Genomic DNA, 14914 nt, shown 5'->3' on the forward strand with positions numbered 1-14914 from the left:
TATATACAATATTTTGTTCAAAATAGAGCACACACTATAAAAGGCAAAATGCCAATATGGGTATAAAAATTGTCCATTAGAGACATTGTACCTGACTTAACTGCCCCAATGACAACAAGATGCAAGGATTGTATATGTCCGATATTAGAACCCTTGGCGAATTTATTGTCGAGAAACAGCACGACTTCCCCCACGCCAGCGGTGAGCTTTCTTCCCTGCTGAGCTCGATTAAACTTGCGGCGAAAATCGTCAACCGTGAAATCAACAAGGCTGGTTTGGCCGATATCACAGGTTCGTTCGGCGACGAGAATGTTCAGGGTGAAGAGCAACAAAAACTCGATGTGTATGCCAATGATAAGTTCAAAGCTGCACTGGAAGCTCGTGACCAAGTGTGCGGCGTAGCCAGTGAAGAAGAAGACGAAGCCGTTACGTTCAACAGAGAGTTGAACCGAAACGCTAAATACGTTGTTTTGATGGATCCATTGGATGGTTCTTCGAATATCGACGTAAACGTTTCCGTAGGTACTATATTCTCTATTTACCGTAGAGTTTCCCCAGTTGGCACACCACCAACGCAAGAGGACTTCCTACAACCTGGTAGCCAGCAAGTGGCTGCCGGCTATATCATTTATGGTTCTTCAACCATGCTGGTATATACAACGGGTAACGGTGTACACGGCTTTACCTATGATCCATCTTTGGGTCTGTTCTGCCTGTCACACGAAAACTTGCAAACCCCTGAAGACGGAAGAATTTACTCGATCAACGAAGGTAACTACTTCCGCTTCCCGATGGGAGTGAAGAAGTACATCAAGTACTGCCAGGAAAATGTACCAGAAGACGACCGTCCATACACATCACGTTACATCGGCTCTCTGGTTTCAGATTTCCACCGTAACCTATTAAAAGGCGGTATCTACTTGTATCCAAGCACAGCAACCCACCCAACGGGTAAACTGCGCCTATTGTACGAGTGCAACCCGATGGCCTTCCTGATTGAACAGGCTGGCGGCAAGGCTTCAGATGGTGTTGGCCGAATCATGGATATCAAACCGACTGAGCTCCACCAGCGCGCTCCTTTCTTTGTCGGTTCAACCAACATGGTAGAGAAAGTCGAGGCTTTCTTGGCTGAATTCCCTGAGCAAGACTAAGTAAACAAACAGGCTGAAGAACTCAGCCTGTTTTCTTCCGGCAGTACCTCTTTCACCTTCAAAGTGTTAACCACGCCTACAACTTATTGCTATTAGACAATAAAAGAAGGTTGTTGGTATTATAATTTCAACAACACCAACAATTGATTAACCAAGCAAAAGGAAGAGACGATGAGCCTTAATCAGGTCCCTGCAGGAAAGGACATACCCGAAGATATCTATGTTGTCATTGAAATCCCTGCCAATGCCGATCCTATCAAGTATGAGGTCGACAAAGACAGTGGTGCAGTTTTCGTAGACCGATTCATGTCTACACCGATGTTTTATCCTTGTAACTACGGCTATGTAAACCACACCCTATCACTTGATGGTGACCCGGTTGACGTGCTGGTACCAACACCTTTTCCTTTGGTTCCAGGCTCGGTGATCCGCTGCCGCCCGGTTGGTGTGCTAAAAATGTCTGACGAGTCAGGCGAAGATGCTAAGGTAGTCGCGGTGCCCCATAGCAAGCTAACCAAAGAATATGAACACATTCATGATGTTGACGATCTCCCTGAACTATTAAAAGCCCAAATAACCCACTTCTTCGAGCGGTACAAAGAGCTTGAGCCGGGTAAATGGGTGAAAGTCGAAGGCTGGGCAGATGCTACCGCAGCCAAGGAAGAAATCCTTGAGTCGTTTAAGCGCGCTCAGGAAAAATAGCGATCAACGCGACAATTTCCCGGGCAAAAAGCCCGGGACAGTTAAAAGGGTATCCCCTATGCAAAGGCTATTGATAGCTACTGCTTTTGTATTAGCCTCTATGGCCAACACATCTTTTGCAGAAGTCATTACACCAGAAGCGTTTTGGCTGTCTTACCATGGTCCACATTCCGGTAAGCCAATAATCATCGATGTTCGCTCCCACGAGGAGTTTATCGAAGGCCATCTTCCAAGCGCGATCAACATACCTTACGAGCAGATAGAGCTGCTGACCACTTTTGCCCCAGATAAAAGCCAATCACTATTTATCTACTGCCGATCTGGCCGCCGATCTGGGATTGCCGAAGAAGCCCTCTATAAACTTGGCTACTCCAACATTTACAACGGAGAAAGCTATCAGGCATTAATAAAGACTATGCCAAAATAACAATCAGACTTAATCAATACGTTGGCACCAATCACCACTTTCGATCACCGGTAAATCGCTTACCGGTGGGTTATACAGGTATATCCATGCCTTGCCATATGATGTAGATATTTCAACCCGATCATACTCAACCGGATAGTCTTCGAGCCAATCGAGCGCCCGTAAAATGCACGCATTTATTCGATATACCTCCCCCCATAGCGGCCCTCCATCCGGTAACGTAATTGCGCCAGGGTACGTACCTAAGCTGTAGAGCATATAGCCTTCGGCTAGACGCTCTTTTCCCAGCTTAACCGCTCCTTTGAGGAAACCAGCATTGGCTTCCCCTTCACGCAACGTTCCGTAAACAAAGACTTTCAAAGCGTTCCCTGTCTCAGATTAGTTAAACTCAAACTGGTACAGCAAGTCAGCCGCACTGTCCAGCCCCGAAACTACTTCGACATAGAGATCCTTCATCAAGCGGTAACGCACGGTAAATTCTGGAATAGAATTAAAAATACCCACCCCGTACTTCACCTGTAAGCCCGGGGCTATATACCCACTGACTGTCACTTGGGTATCATCACCAGAACCCGACGTATCTAATGACAGGTCCTGAACACCAAATGCTTCCCCAACATTCCCCACCAGCTGGCCGCTCTGTGCTAACCCCATAGTAAGTAATGTGGTTGCCATCGCATCACTACTGTCACCCGATTCACTGTCCAAATCCTTCCCGCGTAAAATATAGGACAGGGCATTCTGTTGTGGCATTGCCGGATCAGAAAAAATATCTACCCTCGGTTCATCCGCAGGTCCTGTTACCCGCAATCCAGCAATGACATCATCTTCTATGTTGTCTGGATCGCGAATCGCCTCAATCGATAAATAAGGCTGATCAGCCGGACCATTGAACAAAATCTGCCCCTTGCGGATCACCAGTTCCTGGGCAAACGAACGATAGGTACCGTCACGCAGGTTGATTTCACCGTATACAAGCGGACCTTTTTCATCCTGGCGGACATTCAAATCTCCCACCAGCCCAGCTTTAAGTCCGAAGGCCGACAGCTTGACATCATTACCAATTCTTACCAACACATTGGTCTTAAGATTAAACGGGATGGACTTTTCTGTTTCGACAGGCTGAAGATCGGCATTGAGCAAGATCTCATCATCCGACACAGAGACAGCTGATTCCGGCAGCTGATCAACGGTAATTCGCCCCCAGGGAATACCAACGCTGCCCGTGATCTCGGCTTGCTGCGGCGTTGCTTTTATCATCAAATCCGGTGACACCTTCACCGCCAACAATGGCGGTACTGTCACTTCAAGCTCCCGGCCGTTAACGCCGAGCTGTCCACGCCAATTGGCCAGATCCTGCCAGTTCCCATCACCGGTAATATTCAATTTACCATCCGGTGTTACCACCTCACCGCTAAGCCGAGCTTGGTAACCACTGAAGGTCGCCGTGATATCGGCCTTATCTATATCAACGGGCACTGTACGCCCCGAAGCTTTAACATTGCTGACCTTAAGCAAGCCATTAACTGCAGGGTGCATAACCGGTCCCGTAACCGAGAGGTCGGCTTCAACCTGGCCATCGAAACTGTGATAGTCCATCAATAAAGGTTTAAGAAAACCGAGCATAAAGCTATCAAGTTTCACATGAGCATCCAACTGCTGCTCGCCACTCAAGGACATCACTTTGGCCCGGCCACTCAAATCGCCATTGTTACGGATAGCAAAGAGCCAATCAGCAATAAGGGTATCTTGCTTAACCTCGGCATTCACCGCCACCTTGTCCCAAGCCACAATGACAGGATCCAAATCTGGGTCTTGCTGTTGAGTCACACTACCGGCAGGTAAATTAACACTGGCTCTGACATACGGCGTAGATTTCGGTGCCCATGCCACCTCAACCTCCGCCCCTGCACTGCCTTGAAGCTCTACCGTATCAGGCAGGTATGGCGTCAACATATCGAAGCTGACATTACTCAACGCTACTTTGGCGCGGCCGCTTGTGCCGGCTTCCATATTCTGAGTTAGACACAATGCCGCTTTACCTCGGTCTTGCTCCCAGCAATGCGCCGCAACACTGGCCAATTGCTTATCAAACCGGTAACCAAGTGCTGTTGAGCGATCAAGTTTCCAAACGCCCAGATCGGTATCAATTTCCCCTTGCTGAAGCGCACCACGCCAGCCTTTGTCCCTGTCGAGCTCCCCCTGCAGGCGCAACGCTGCGCTGACTGGCTCAGCATTCACATCCAGCACTAGCTGATGCTGCTTTTCGTTCCCTTGGAGCAACAGTGACAAATCTTTCAAGGTAAAACTGTCATAACGGCCACCTGAAGCTGTCAAGCTCACATCGGCGTCCAGTGTTGGCATTGGGGTGATCTGCCCTTTCAGCGTCAGTTTTTCAAGCGAAGCCAATTCTTCCCAACCCAGTGCCTCACCCACTAAATCAACATCCAAGTTCGGCTCAGCCATTTTTCCTTTCAGCTGAATATTCCCCTGCACACTGCCACGCAAACCTGGCAGGGATTGGGATAGATCCGGCGCATTAATATCAGCAGACATATCCCACGCTTTAGTCAACCGACCTTTGGCTGAAAACCCGTTTGGACCATGTTTCAGCACCAACCCCTGAGTATCCAGCTGTAATTCTCCTTTACCTGAAGTGTCTTTAGCCGATAGCTGCCCAACGAGATCAAGCTGCTGCTCCATGACCACACCATCAACAACCAATTCAGGCAATTCAACGAACCAACCGCCATGCTGAGTCAGTCCCCCCGATGTCCTTAACTTACCACTGAGATCACCAGGTACATCCTGCCACTCCAAGCCCGGTTGAAGGTGATCAAAGGCCAGCTCACCTTGCCAATTCACCAAGTCTTTCCAGCTTACCTTGGCATTACCAGAGATAGAGCCACCCAAGGTATCAACAGCAAGACGACTTAATTCAATATTTTCAAGGCTCCCCTTACCTGTCAACTCAGCACCAACGGCAGGCATTGGCTTACCATCAATCTGACTCTTGAGCGTAAAGCTATAGCCATCAAGGCTGCCCTGGGCCAACAGTTTCGTCTCTTTCACCTCGAAATCTGGCTCGCTTTCAATAGGCCACTGAAGGTGCTGGCTTTCAAGAGTGAGTTCAAAAGGCAGCGCCGGATCCAGCGCTGACAAGCTTCCTTTCAGCCAAGCGTCCACTGTCCCTTTTACACGGGCATCCAAAATCAAATTGGCCACACTGCCATCAGCATTGAGCTCAAGGTGATGGTCTTTCAATGGGTCCATATTGATGGCAACATCGGCCTTGAGTGCCAATGGATAGTCATCGACCAATTCAATCTTGGCTTTAGCTTTAAGACCAGCTTGCGGCGCAGAAACCTCCAGCTTTTCAACCACTACCTCACTGCCTTTCGCCTTGGCTATCAACTCCAGTTTCTCGACGGTCTGAGGCGTCTCGCCATGAAGAGTGAATGCCTCAACGGTAAAACGCTGGATATTAACCGAGAGTGGAATAATGACGTCGGGCAACACAATCGGCTGCGGTGCTGTAACCATAGGCTCAGCAACCTCTTTCGGCTCAGCACTAGCTGGTGCCAACGTAAGATCTATATTTTTCCAGTCTGTCGGCTTGAGGGTCAGTGTATCCCCCAACATATCTGCCGCACTAGAAAAGTGTTGCCAGGCGACCTTATTGCCCAGCACATTAAGTTCAATATCATCCAGTACCAAGCGAGACAGAGTTATCGGAATAGGTAAACTAAACTCTGTCATCGGTTCAGCTGGGACTTCCTCTTCAACCTCTTCCGTTGAGGGGGGCAATTCAGGCATCGAAAAGCGCACTCCGGATACCGCAAGTTCTGAAATGCACACTGCAGGTGCTAACAAACAGCTGTCTTCGATATCCAAGGCCAACTGCGCTAGGGATAAGTCGATGCTGTCATCGCTATAATTCACCTGCTGTAAAGAAAAGCCATTCAACAGGCTCCCATTACTCGCTCCAACACTTAGTGATGGCAAAACTTTCTGTGCCCCCCATACTGCAACTTTAATCCCTGCAGGCGTATACAACAGTGCAGCGATGGCAATAACCGCCACCATCAGTAGTGCCAACAAGGCGATCGCTGAGCGCTTTACCCAAATCATATTTCTGGCCCCAATACAAAGTGCAGCTGGAATTTATCTTTTTCTTTGTCCAGTCCCCAGGCAAAATCAACACGAATAGGTCCCACTGGCGAGGCCCAACGAACCCCCACCCCAGTACCAGCTAACCATTCAGGGCTGTCATTCCAGGCTGAGCCATAATCATAAAATACGGCCCCCCACCAATCACCATAAACACGGTACTGGTACTCAAGCGAGGACGTAAGCATATACTTACCCCCTTCTCTAAGCCCTAATTCATTACGTGGCGAGATTGACTCATAGCTATAACCTCGCAGACTATTATCACCACCAATAAAAAAGCGCATTGAAGGTGGGATATCGGTCAGGTTATCGGCAATCACCGCCCCGCCATCTACTCGGAACAATCCTCTGTGGTTCTCCCCTTCACTACGAATCCAAGCTGAACGTCCACGTAATCGAGTCAAGCGAGTATCTGAGCCTAATACCGGATCGGAATATTCAATAGAGATCAGCTGCTTATCCCCCCATGTCGGCATAGCACCACCTCGAACACGGGTTTTGTCATATTTGATCCCCGGGATCACCATAAACAAATTGCCACTTTCAATTTTACCTTGGGTATAGTCTTCGTAGAGCAAGCGCATTGAAGCGATTCGTTTCCAGCCCGACTCCAAACGCCAATGACGCTCAACGGCCAAATTGGTTTCAGTACTGATAGTATCGTGATTATCGACATAGCGGATCCCGCCTACGATTTGGTAATAATCATTCAAGACGTCATCAAGCGGGATTTTATAGGTCGCTTCAATTTTCGGCTGGATCTCAGACAACTCTGTTTTTATGCTCAAACTGTGGCCCTTGCTATTTAACCAAGGTTTGCGCCAGTTGAATTTCAGGCGCGGCCCCACATCAGTCGAATAACCGATACCAGTTTCAATTTGGTTTTTAACTTGTGGCTTGAGCACCACGCTGACAGGAATTTCTTCGTCTTTGAGGTTGGCAATTTCACCGCCGACAAATATCGAAGAAAACCAACCAACATTGGATAAACGCTGGTTAAATTCACCCAATGTAGAGGCTAAGTAAGGATCACCTTCCTCGTAAGGCATAAGTGACTCCAGGCGATCTAGCTCAATCTGGCTACCTTCGAAAACTGTTTCACCAAAGTTATAGCGCTGACCAGAAGCGTATTCAATCGTGATGAATGCTTCATTACGGCTCGGGGCAACCTCCAAACGACTGACCTTCAATTCACCATCAAAATAGCCCTTTCTCAACGCCAGACTCGTCAGTGAAGACTTCAAAGATTCATATTTTCCATGGTTTAGCGTCTGACCAAGCCCCAACCCACTGGTACGAACAAGAGCAAGAAAGTCAGGGTCATTTTGGGCCATGCCAGTCAAAAGAATATGACTTCGAGCTATGGTTGTATTCGGGCCGGCCTCGACCTGAGCGACCAGCTCACTGTCGTCTTCTGCTGCGGAAAAAATAATCGTGGGGTTATAGTGCCCCAACGCTTTAAGCGCATCGCGGATCTCTCCCTCTAGCTGCTCGCGAAAGCGTAAAGAAGTGCTGTAGTCATCTTCAGGGATCGCTGATACATAAGCTTCAACATTATCCTCAAGGCTTCCTTTTAACCCTTTTATCTTCAAAGAGGTCGCGGCTGAAGCCGGTATAGCAACGGTGAGCGCAAGTGTTGCCAGGCCATACCGCAAAAAAGGTCTCTTCATTCTTATTTACTTCATTGGTTAGCGCATTATTTTTTTATGTTTGTGCATGGTTAATTCTGACAAAGCACAGCCCTAACTGCCAATCTTTTGCTTCGAAAATCCACCAAAGTTGAATGTCTTTTCCGTTTCCTCTACTTTGAAGAAAGTCAGTGACATCAAAATAAGGAGATAACCATGTCGTCATCCAAGCAAATCTTACCAACAGAAAGCCAGGCTCTGATAGGCAGAGCAACCCCAATGATGCCTTCGTTACCCCATGCAGTGAACGGAACTCAACTCAATGACGAGATCCCTCAAGGAATGGAAGTACTGACTTTCGGAATGGGGTGCTTTTGGGGAGCAGAAAGGTTGTTTTGGAAACAAACAGGCATATACAGCACAGCTGTTGGATACAGCGGTGGGATCACCCCTAACCCAAACTATAAAGAAGTATGCACCGGGCAAACAGGTCATAACGAAGTCGTCAGGGTCATTTTTGACCCACAACAGATCAGCCTAAACACCTTGTTGACATTGTTCTGGGAAAACCACGATCCCACCCAAGGTATGCGACAAGGTAATGATGTGGGCACCCAGTATCGCTCGGCAATTTACACCTATTCAGATCAACACTATCAAGAGGCATTAGCCAGCAAGGCTCGATACCAACAAGCATTACTCGACGCTTCTATTACCACTGAAATCCTCCCTGCAGGTACGTTCTACTTTGCCGAAGATTACCATCAGCAATATCTTGCCAAGAACCCTAATGGCTATTGCGGGCTAGGTGGAACCGGCATATGCATGCCTCCGCAATAGCGATATCAAAAAGCTTCTGCACTAAGGAGTTGGATCTCACGGTTGACCTCGCTCAGCACATTCAGCGCCTTGGTGTCATGCTTTTTCGGTGGTAATAAACGCCCACAATCAAATTCAAAAGCCCCGACACCGATAATAAATAGTCGCCCCCGAAAGTAACTTTTTACGTATCGAGCAACTTGGTTTGGTCGATATTTTTTGAATACTCTTAACATGGTTCCCTCACAAAAATCACTAAGACTATAGACCTTGAAAATGCCCGGATGTTTCCTTTTTCCAAGACAGAATAATTAAGCAAGTTACTTGCCAGTTAATAACTATTTACCAAGATGGTATGCATTTCATCGTCCCCCGGCCCTGAATACGCACTTAGTGTTATATTTTCGTGATTGGGTTCAAGGCTTTACAAACTGGTTAAACCAGCTTAATGGCAGTAATCTAAGATAATGACGCGTCTAATAAATCATGGAAAAAATAATGAACAAGAAGCCTCTTTTCGCCTTACTGGCCACACTGCTATCCGGGACTGCTTTTGCCCATAACCTAACCGTCGGTGATACACTTCCTGCTGTTAAGGTTGCTGATAAAGGTGAAATTACCCTACAAGATGACAAAATTGTCTACCAAGATTGGAACAGCGAGCAGTTAGCAGGCAAGGTTCGAGTTATCCAAGCCATTGCTGGCCGTAGTTCAGCCAAGGCACTGAATGCTGATTTAATCAGTGCCATCACGGCGGCAGACTTTCCTGATGAAAAATACCAAACCACAACCATCATCAATCAAGATGATGCGATCTGGGGCACAGGGAGTTTCGTAAAATCTTCTGCTGAAGATAGCAAGCGAGAGTTTTCTTGGTCTTCAATGGTGCTGGATGCCAATGGTACCGTCCATCAGTCGTGGCAGCTTGCTGCAGAGGACTCAGCTATTATTGTCCTTGATAAGAGTAGCCAGGTACTGTTTGTAAAAGAAGGCAAACTATCATCCCAAGAAATCGAACAGGCACTAGAGTTGGTAAAAAGTAACCTTTAAGGTAACTTAATAAACCTCAATTAAGATCAAAATGATATGAAAGCCATATTATGGAGAAAGTAGTAATGTTATATTATTACACCTCATGGATATGGTTTTCATTTTATCAAAGTGAACTTCAAACGTTATTGGACACACAGCCTTAGCTTTATACTGATCAGCCTGATCGTAACCATCGGGCCAGTTTCCGTGTTGCACCAACTTGAAGCAGTGTCAGACCACCACCATGCAACTGACTGTTCTATCTGCCACATCGTCCATGACAGTTTCCTTGTTCAACATAATCACTTCCCCGGAACGGAACAGATCCGCACGACCATCATCAACACGATGCCCCAGCAAGTTTTTCTACGTCACCGTTCTCCGATAGCCCGGTCACCGCCGTTTTCCCTGATCGTTAACACTACTATTTTTAATCACTAACAATTTATTGGGGTAACCATGCGTTTTAATCAATCACTTTCACCTGTCGCAGCTCTATTCGTCAGCCTTGGCCTATCCGTATCTAGCTCAGCTTTCGCAGAAGATCACTTTCGTCAGCATGATGCCCATGTCCATGGCGTGGTTGAAGTCAATATAGCCCAAGACGGGCAAGACTTATTGATGGAGATCCACGCTCCGGGCGCAGATATCGTTGGCTTTGAACACGCACCACAAACGGACGAACAGAAGGCTGCGATTAACAACGCTATCAAGCAACTTAAAGCGCCAGAGTCACTATGGGTATTCACGGCTAATGCTAAATGCCAGTTGGTTGAAAGCCTTGCGACGGAAACACTGACTAGCCAAGAGGCTGAAAACCATCATGGTCATGATGATCACGGCCACGAGCATGACAGCCATGACCATGATGACCACGGCCACGAGCATGACAGTCATAACCATGATGACCACGGCCACGAGCATGACAGTCATAACCATGGTGCCCACGGTGAGTTCACAGCGCAATACACCTACAAATGTAGCGATATCAGTCAACTCACAGAAGTCAAAACCCAGTGGTTTACCCATTTCCCAACCACTGAGCGTATTACGGTTAACACCATCACGGAAAAAGGTCAGAAAGGAGGATCATTGACCTCAAACGTCATCACTTTCCGTTTCTAACACCTCTGCAACCAAAAATGGGGAAGTTCTTCCCCATTTCAGGACAAACCATGAGCATCATTGAGATTCGCGAACTCACATTCCAATGGCCCCGACAAACCAAACCACTATTGGATATCCCTACACTGGTAGTGAAGAAAGGGGAAAAAGTTTTCATCAAAGGCCCTAGCGGCAGCGGGAAATCAAGCCTTCTGAGTTTATTAGCAGGAATCAACGAGCCAACCACCGGTACAGTTGAGCTACTAGGACAACCTTTCAGCAGCCTAAAACCGACCGGCCGAGACCGATTTAGGGCCGATCATATTGGCTACATCTTCCAGATGTTCAACTTGCTACCTTATCTCTCTGTCATCGACAATGTTCTACTCCCTTGCCGGTTCTCTGCATTACGTAAACAGCAAATTTCCGGAGGGATGTATGAACAAGCAAAGCAACTGCTGACCCAATTGCATTTACCCACAGAGTGTTTGGACAGCCCAATCAGCGAACTCAGTATTGGACAGCAACAACGCGTTGCCGCCGCAAGGGCATTGATTGGAAAGCCTAAATTACTAATTGCAGATGAACCTACCTCTGCCTTAGATCATGATAACCGCGAGGCCTTCATTAAATTGCTAATGGCTGAGTGTGATAAATCAGACACAACATTGTTGTTTGTCAGCCATGATGAAACGCTCGAAGCGCTATTTGACCGCAGTATTAATCTGAACGTTATCAACCAAGCGGCAAGGGGGTATTAAATGGGGCCGATCATTCGTCTCGCTTGGCAGAGCCTAGCCAATCGAAAAACCACCGCAATACTGACATTACTGACTGTTGCTATTTCGGTTACCCTTTTACTTGGGGTTGAAAAAGTCAGGACTCAGGCCAAATCCAGCTTTGCTAATACTATCTCAGAGACAGATCTCATCGTCGGATCTCGCTCTGGCCAAGTTAATCTATTGCTCTACTCTGTTTTTAGGATAGGCAATGCCACCAACAACATAGACTGGCAAAGCTTCCAAGAGATCAGTCAACACCGTTCAGTAAAATGGGCGATTCCAATTTCATTAGGCGACTCTCATCGTGGTTTCCGTGTCATCGGAACCAACAGCGACTATTTTGAGCATTATCGTTACGGGCAGAAACAACCCCTAGAGCTAGCACAGGGTGAGGCGTTCGATAGCTTATTTGAAACTGTGATCGGTGCTGAGGTTGCTAAAAAGCTCGATTACAAGATTAACGATGAAATCATCATTGCCCACGGGATCAGTGACCAGTCCTTTAACCGTCATGATAATCTACCCTTTAAAATCGTTGGTATCCTTGAACCTACCGGCACCCCTGTAGACCGCAGTGTTCATGTTTCTCTACCCGCGATTGAAGCCATTCATGTTGGCTGGGAAAGCGGAGCCCGCCTAGGTCCAACTCCAGATGCAGAATTGCTGGCAACTCAACAGTTCGCTCCCAAGCAGATCACAGCATTCATGCTGGGCCTCAACTCAAAAATCCAAACCTTTGCTCTGCAACGCTATATCAATACTTACACCAAAGAGCCGTTAAGTGCCATCATGCCGGGTATCGCGCTTCATGAGCTTTGGGGGATGATGTCAGTAGCAGAGCAAGCCCTGCTGGTTGTCTCAGTTTTTGTCGTGATCGCGGGTCTACTCGGAATGTTGACCAGCTTATTGACTAGCCTGAATGAGAGGCGGCGGGAAATGGCGATCCTTAGAGCCATGGGCGCTAGACCTGGCCACATATTCTTTCTCCTGACGAGTGAAGCGACTCTCCTGACCGCACTGGGAGTCACCGTTGGCACTTCTTTACTGTACTTGATTCTGATGATAACTCAGCCGATTATTCAGGCGCAGTTTGGATTACTCATTCCGATCACTGCTCCTACAAGCCATGAACTGTTGTTGTTAGTACTCGTTCAGTTAGCTGGTATGCTAGTGGGGATCATTCCTGCTATCCGCGCCTATCAACATTCACTCTCGGATGGCATGACTATAAAGGTATAATTACATGAAAAGATGGCTACTCGCACTTTGCTGTTGGTTTCCACTTCTGAGCTCTGCGAATGAAGCTTTAACGCTGGACTGGATAGATTTAGTCCCAGAAAAAGAACGCACTCAGTTCAATGCAAACCAGATGCCGATCCTCAATCATGACGGAGATGCAGCTAAACAAACGATGGTTGGCAACGTCAGAGAAGAACTGAACGGAAGTACGGTCAAAATCCCGGGGTTTGTGATCCCCTTAGAAGGGGATGATAAAACCATCACCGAGTTTCTTTTAGTTCCTTACTTTGGAGCATGTATCCACGTACCACCGCCGCCACCTAATCAGATTGTTTACGTAAAGTTCCCGAAAGGAGCGCCGATACAACAGCTATGGGATGTCGTTTACGTCGTGGGAACATTGAAAACACAAAGCGTGAGCCATGACCTTGCTGAAGTGGGCTATCTGCTGGAAGGAAGCGCCATCGAAGACTACGACGATATGTAATATCAATTTAGCCAGCTTCTCTTGAAGCTGGCCCTCAAACATTTAAGGGTGATCACTATGGAAGGCGAGAGCAAAGTATCCCCGCCTCTTGAACTGCAAACAAAGGACAAAGAAAAAACCAAAAAATCCCCTCCCAGTATCATTAGTACGATTGCTGAAGAACTCGGTGTCAGCTTCCAAATAACTAATGATGGGCCACATACACTTTCAGAAAGGTATGAAGACCGATACAAAAAAGAACAATATTTCCAACAAGAAAATCTTGAGAAGATATTCAAGCTAACCTTCGATACAACCCCTCTAGAGAAAGCCAAGAGTATTGACCCTGATTGGCTTAACTACTTTACTTCGATAGCAAAAAAAATACGTAATAGTTCAATGCAACAACTGTGGAGTCGTATTCTCAGACAAGAATTTTTGTCCCCAGGCTCAGTATCATTAAAAACGCTTGATACGCTTCGTAATATGACCCACAAAGAAGCACAAGTCTTCCACCGAGCCTGTACGCTTTCATGCCATTTTGGCAATGACAAAAGCAAAAAGCTCCTGACTGCCTTGAAAGCAAAACATAAGTTTCTACCCAGCCTGTTCGCCCCCTCCCTGCATTCCGTTCCTCTGGGTAACTTTTCTCTACCTTACTCCGATCTGCTTATCTTATTAGAGCTAGGGCTTATATTGAAAAGAGAATTAGAGTCGGGAGAATTAGCATCAGGTATAGCGCTTCCATTTAGCTACCAGAACCATACCTATCAGCTCATTCCACACCAAAAAGGTCTGAGTTTCACGTATTACCGTTTATCGCCAACAGGGCAGGAAATTGCAGAGCTATTAGGTAGCAAGACACACGAACCTTTCCGAGAAACCATCCTTGAGCTACTAGCACCATTCTTCGTGGTTGAAAGCCAGTGATAACAGGCCTTTCACGTAGAAAAGAACTCTCTATCCCTGAATGTTAAACGAAAAAACGGCAAGACTGTTTAGATACAAGAAAGTCTCGCCTTTCGACGAGACTTCTTATACCAAACTGGAAAATTAACTGGTCAGGTTGATCCACTCTCTTGAACACATTTTTGATACCCTTTGGGGACTCGTCAAAAACAAGTTCCAAGCCATACATACCTTGTCAACAATGTCACCGTAATCTGTGAAGCTTTGATTGGCTAGATAGTGTTGCCTTAACCAACTCCACACTTGTTCGATTGGATTTAACTCTGGCGAATAGGGTGGAAGTTTAATGAGGCTAATGTTCTCAAATTTATCCGCAATATCTTCAGTATGCCATCCCGCACCATCCATAATGACAACGGCGTGCCGAGCTTCTTGAGTGACAGCTGATATTTGTTTTAGGTGTTCGCTCATGATCTCTTTGT

16 protein-coding genes are annotated in these 14914 nt (G+C 46.9%); 10 read left to right on the forward strand and 6 right to left on the reverse strand.

Annotation, left to right across the window (positions count from 1 at the left end):
- Positions 1-134: 134 nt before the first annotated feature.
- The 3 genes from fbp to ACVA53_RS09665 all read left to right on the forward strand — a co-directional run bounded on the left by fbp (position 135) and on the right by ACVA53_RS09665 (position 2280).
- Positions 135-1151 (forward strand): class 1 fructose-bisphosphatase, encoded by a 1017-nt coding sequence (fbp, locus tag ACVA53_RS09655; protein WP_255045026.1) that lies wholly within the window; start codon positions 135-137, stop codon positions 1149-1151.
- A 171-nt stretch (positions 1152-1322) separates the two neighbouring features.
- Positions 1323-1853 carry an inorganic diphosphatase gene (gene ppa / locus ACVA53_RS09660; protein ID WP_446504970.1) on the forward strand — a complete coding sequence of 177 codons (531 nt, stop codon included), beginning with the start codon at positions 1323-1325 and terminating at the stop codon, positions 1851-1853.
- A 58-nt stretch (positions 1854-1911) separates the two neighbouring features.
- On the forward strand, positions 1912-2280 hold the full coding sequence (locus ACVA53_RS09665) for a rhodanese-like domain-containing protein (protein ID WP_446504971.1): 369 nt from the start codon (positions 1912-1914) through the stop codon (positions 2278-2280).
- A gap of 9 nt (positions 2281-2289) precedes the next feature.
- Here the strand turns inward: ACVA53_RS09665 and ACVA53_RS09670 are convergent, their stop codons facing one another.
- From ACVA53_RS09670 to tamA, 3 genes are read right to left on the reverse strand one after another with little or no spacing between them, the layout of a single operon-like run.
- Complete coding sequence (locus ACVA53_RS09670) at positions 2290-2640, reverse strand: gamma-glutamylcyclotransferase family protein (RefSeq protein WP_446504972.1); 351 nt, start codon at positions 2638-2640, stop codon at positions 2290-2292.
- Between the two features lie 18 nt (positions 2641-2658).
- Positions 2659-6411: an autotransporter assembly complex protein TamB gene (gene tamB / locus ACVA53_RS09675; protein ID WP_446504973.1), complete on the reverse strand. Its 3753-nt coding sequence runs from the start codon at positions 6409-6411 to the stop codon at positions 2659-2661.
- Positions 6408-8123, reverse strand: coding sequence for an autotransporter assembly complex protein TamA (tamA, locus tag ACVA53_RS09680; RefSeq protein ID WP_255045020.1), 1716 nt, complete (start codon positions 8121-8123; stop codon positions 6408-6410). Before tamA ends, tamB begins: the two co-directional genes overlap by 4 nt.
- A 174-nt stretch (positions 8124-8297) precedes the next feature.
- Between tamA and msrA the strand changes: the two genes are divergently transcribed.
- Positions 8298-8921, forward strand: a complete 624-nt coding sequence (msrA, locus tag ACVA53_RS09685) for a peptide-methionine (S)-S-oxide reductase MsrA (RefSeq protein WP_255045019.1) — start codon at positions 8298-8300, stop codon at positions 8919-8921.
- 5 nt (positions 8922-8926) lie between these two features.
- Here msrA and ACVA53_RS09690 read toward each other — a convergent pair whose 3' ends face one another.
- Positions 8927-9136, reverse strand: coding sequence for a DUF1107 domain-containing protein (locus ACVA53_RS09690; RefSeq protein ID WP_255045018.1), 210 nt, complete (start codon positions 9134-9136; stop codon positions 8927-8929).
- Positions 9137-9398: 262 nt separating this feature from the next.
- On the opposite strand from ACVA53_RS09690, the gene ACVA53_RS09695 reads away from it, so the two are divergent.
- Positions 9399-9950 carry a YtfJ family protein gene (locus ACVA53_RS09695; RefSeq protein WP_446504974.1) on the forward strand — a complete coding sequence of 184 codons (552 nt, stop codon included), beginning with the start codon at positions 9399-9401 and terminating at the stop codon, positions 9948-9950.
- Between the two features lie 213 nt (positions 9951-10163).
- On the opposite strand, the gene ACVA53_RS09700 is transcribed toward ACVA53_RS09695, so the two are convergent.
- Positions 10164-10292, reverse strand: coding sequence for a hypothetical protein (locus ACVA53_RS09700; RefSeq protein ID WP_446504975.1), 129 nt, complete (start codon positions 10290-10292; stop codon positions 10164-10166).
- A 99-nt stretch (positions 10293-10391) separates the two neighbouring features.
- Between ACVA53_RS09700 and zrgA the strand changes: the two genes are divergently transcribed.
- Genes zrgA through ACVA53_RS09725 form a run of 5 tightly spaced genes read left to right on the forward strand, consistent with a single transcriptional unit; the run spans position 10392 to position 14453 of the window.
- Positions 10392-11057, forward strand: a complete 666-nt coding sequence (zrgA, locus tag ACVA53_RS09705; RefSeq protein WP_446504976.1) for a zinc uptake protein ZrgA — start codon at positions 10392-10394, stop codon at positions 11055-11057.
- Positions 11058-11107: 50 nt separating this feature from the next.
- Positions 11108-11797 (forward strand): ABC transporter ATP-binding protein, encoded by a 690-nt coding sequence (locus ACVA53_RS09710; protein WP_255045015.1) that lies wholly within the window; start codon positions 11108-11110, stop codon positions 11795-11797.
- Positions 11798-13057: an ABC transporter permease gene (locus ACVA53_RS09715; protein WP_255045014.1), complete on the forward strand. Its 1260-nt coding sequence runs from the start codon at positions 11798-11800 to the stop codon at positions 13055-13057.
- Between the two features lie 4 nt (positions 13058-13061).
- Positions 13062-13544 (forward strand): DUF3299 domain-containing protein, encoded by a 483-nt coding sequence (locus ACVA53_RS09720; RefSeq protein ID WP_255045013.1) that lies wholly within the window; start codon positions 13062-13064, stop codon positions 13542-13544.
- 57 nt (positions 13545-13601) lie between these two features.
- Positions 13602-14453, forward strand: a complete 852-nt coding sequence (locus ACVA53_RS09725) for a TIGR03899 family protein (RefSeq protein ID WP_446504977.1) — start codon at positions 13602-13604, stop codon at positions 14451-14453.
- A gap of 123 nt (positions 14454-14576) precedes the next feature.
- Here ACVA53_RS09725 and ACVA53_RS09730 read toward each other — a convergent pair.
- A partial coding sequence (locus tag ACVA53_RS09730) for a transposase (protein WP_446504978.1) occupies positions 14577-14914 on the reverse strand: 338 nt, incomplete at its 5' end.

It is taken from the genome of Photobacterium sp. DNB23_23_1, from assembly GCF_052873815.1.

Excerpts from the sequence above, each read along its gene's own strand:
- fbp (WP_255045026.1), top strand. The coding sequence starts at position 135 with ATGTCCGATATTAGAACCCTTGGCGAATTTATTGTCGAGAAACAGCAC.
- ppa (WP_446504970.1), top strand. The coding sequence starts at position 1,323 with ATGAGCCTTAATCAGGTCCCTGCAGGAAAGGACATACCCGAAGATATC.
- ACVA53_RS09665 (WP_446504971.1), top strand. The coding sequence starts at position 1,912 with ATGCAAAGGCTATTGATAGCTACTGCTTTTGTATTAGCCTCTATGGCC.
- tamB (WP_446504973.1), bottom strand. The coding sequence starts at position 6,411 with ATGATTTGGGTAAAGCGCTCAGCGATCGCCTTGTTGGCACTACTGATG.
- tamA (WP_255045020.1), bottom strand. The coding sequence starts at position 8,123 with ATGAAGAGACCTTTTTTGCGGTATGGCCTGGCAACACTTGCGCTCACC.
- msrA (WP_255045019.1), top strand. The coding sequence starts at position 8,298 with ATGTCGTCATCCAAGCAAATCTTACCAACAGAAAGCCAGGCTCTGATA.
- ACVA53_RS09690 (WP_255045018.1), bottom strand. The coding sequence starts at position 9,136 with ATGTTAAGAGTATTCAAAAAATATCGACCAAACCAAGTTGCTCGATAC.
- ACVA53_RS09695 (WP_446504974.1), top strand. The coding sequence starts at position 9,399 with ATGAACAAGAAGCCTCTTTTCGCCTTACTGGCCACACTGCTATCCGGG.
- zrgA (WP_446504976.1), top strand. The coding sequence starts at position 10,392 with ATGCGTTTTAATCAATCACTTTCACCTGTCGCAGCTCTATTCGTCAGC.
- ACVA53_RS09710 (WP_255045015.1), top strand. The coding sequence starts at position 11,108 with ATGAGCATCATTGAGATTCGCGAACTCACATTCCAATGGCCCCGACAA.
- ACVA53_RS09715 (WP_255045014.1), top strand. The coding sequence starts at position 11,798 with ATGGGGCCGATCATTCGTCTCGCTTGGCAGAGCCTAGCCAATCGAAAA.
- ACVA53_RS09720 (WP_255045013.1), top strand. The coding sequence starts at position 13,062 with ATGAAAAGATGGCTACTCGCACTTTGCTGTTGGTTTCCACTTCTGAGC.
- ACVA53_RS09725 (WP_446504977.1), top strand. The coding sequence starts at position 13,602 with ATGGAAGGCGAGAGCAAAGTATCCCCGCCTCTTGAACTGCAAACAAAG.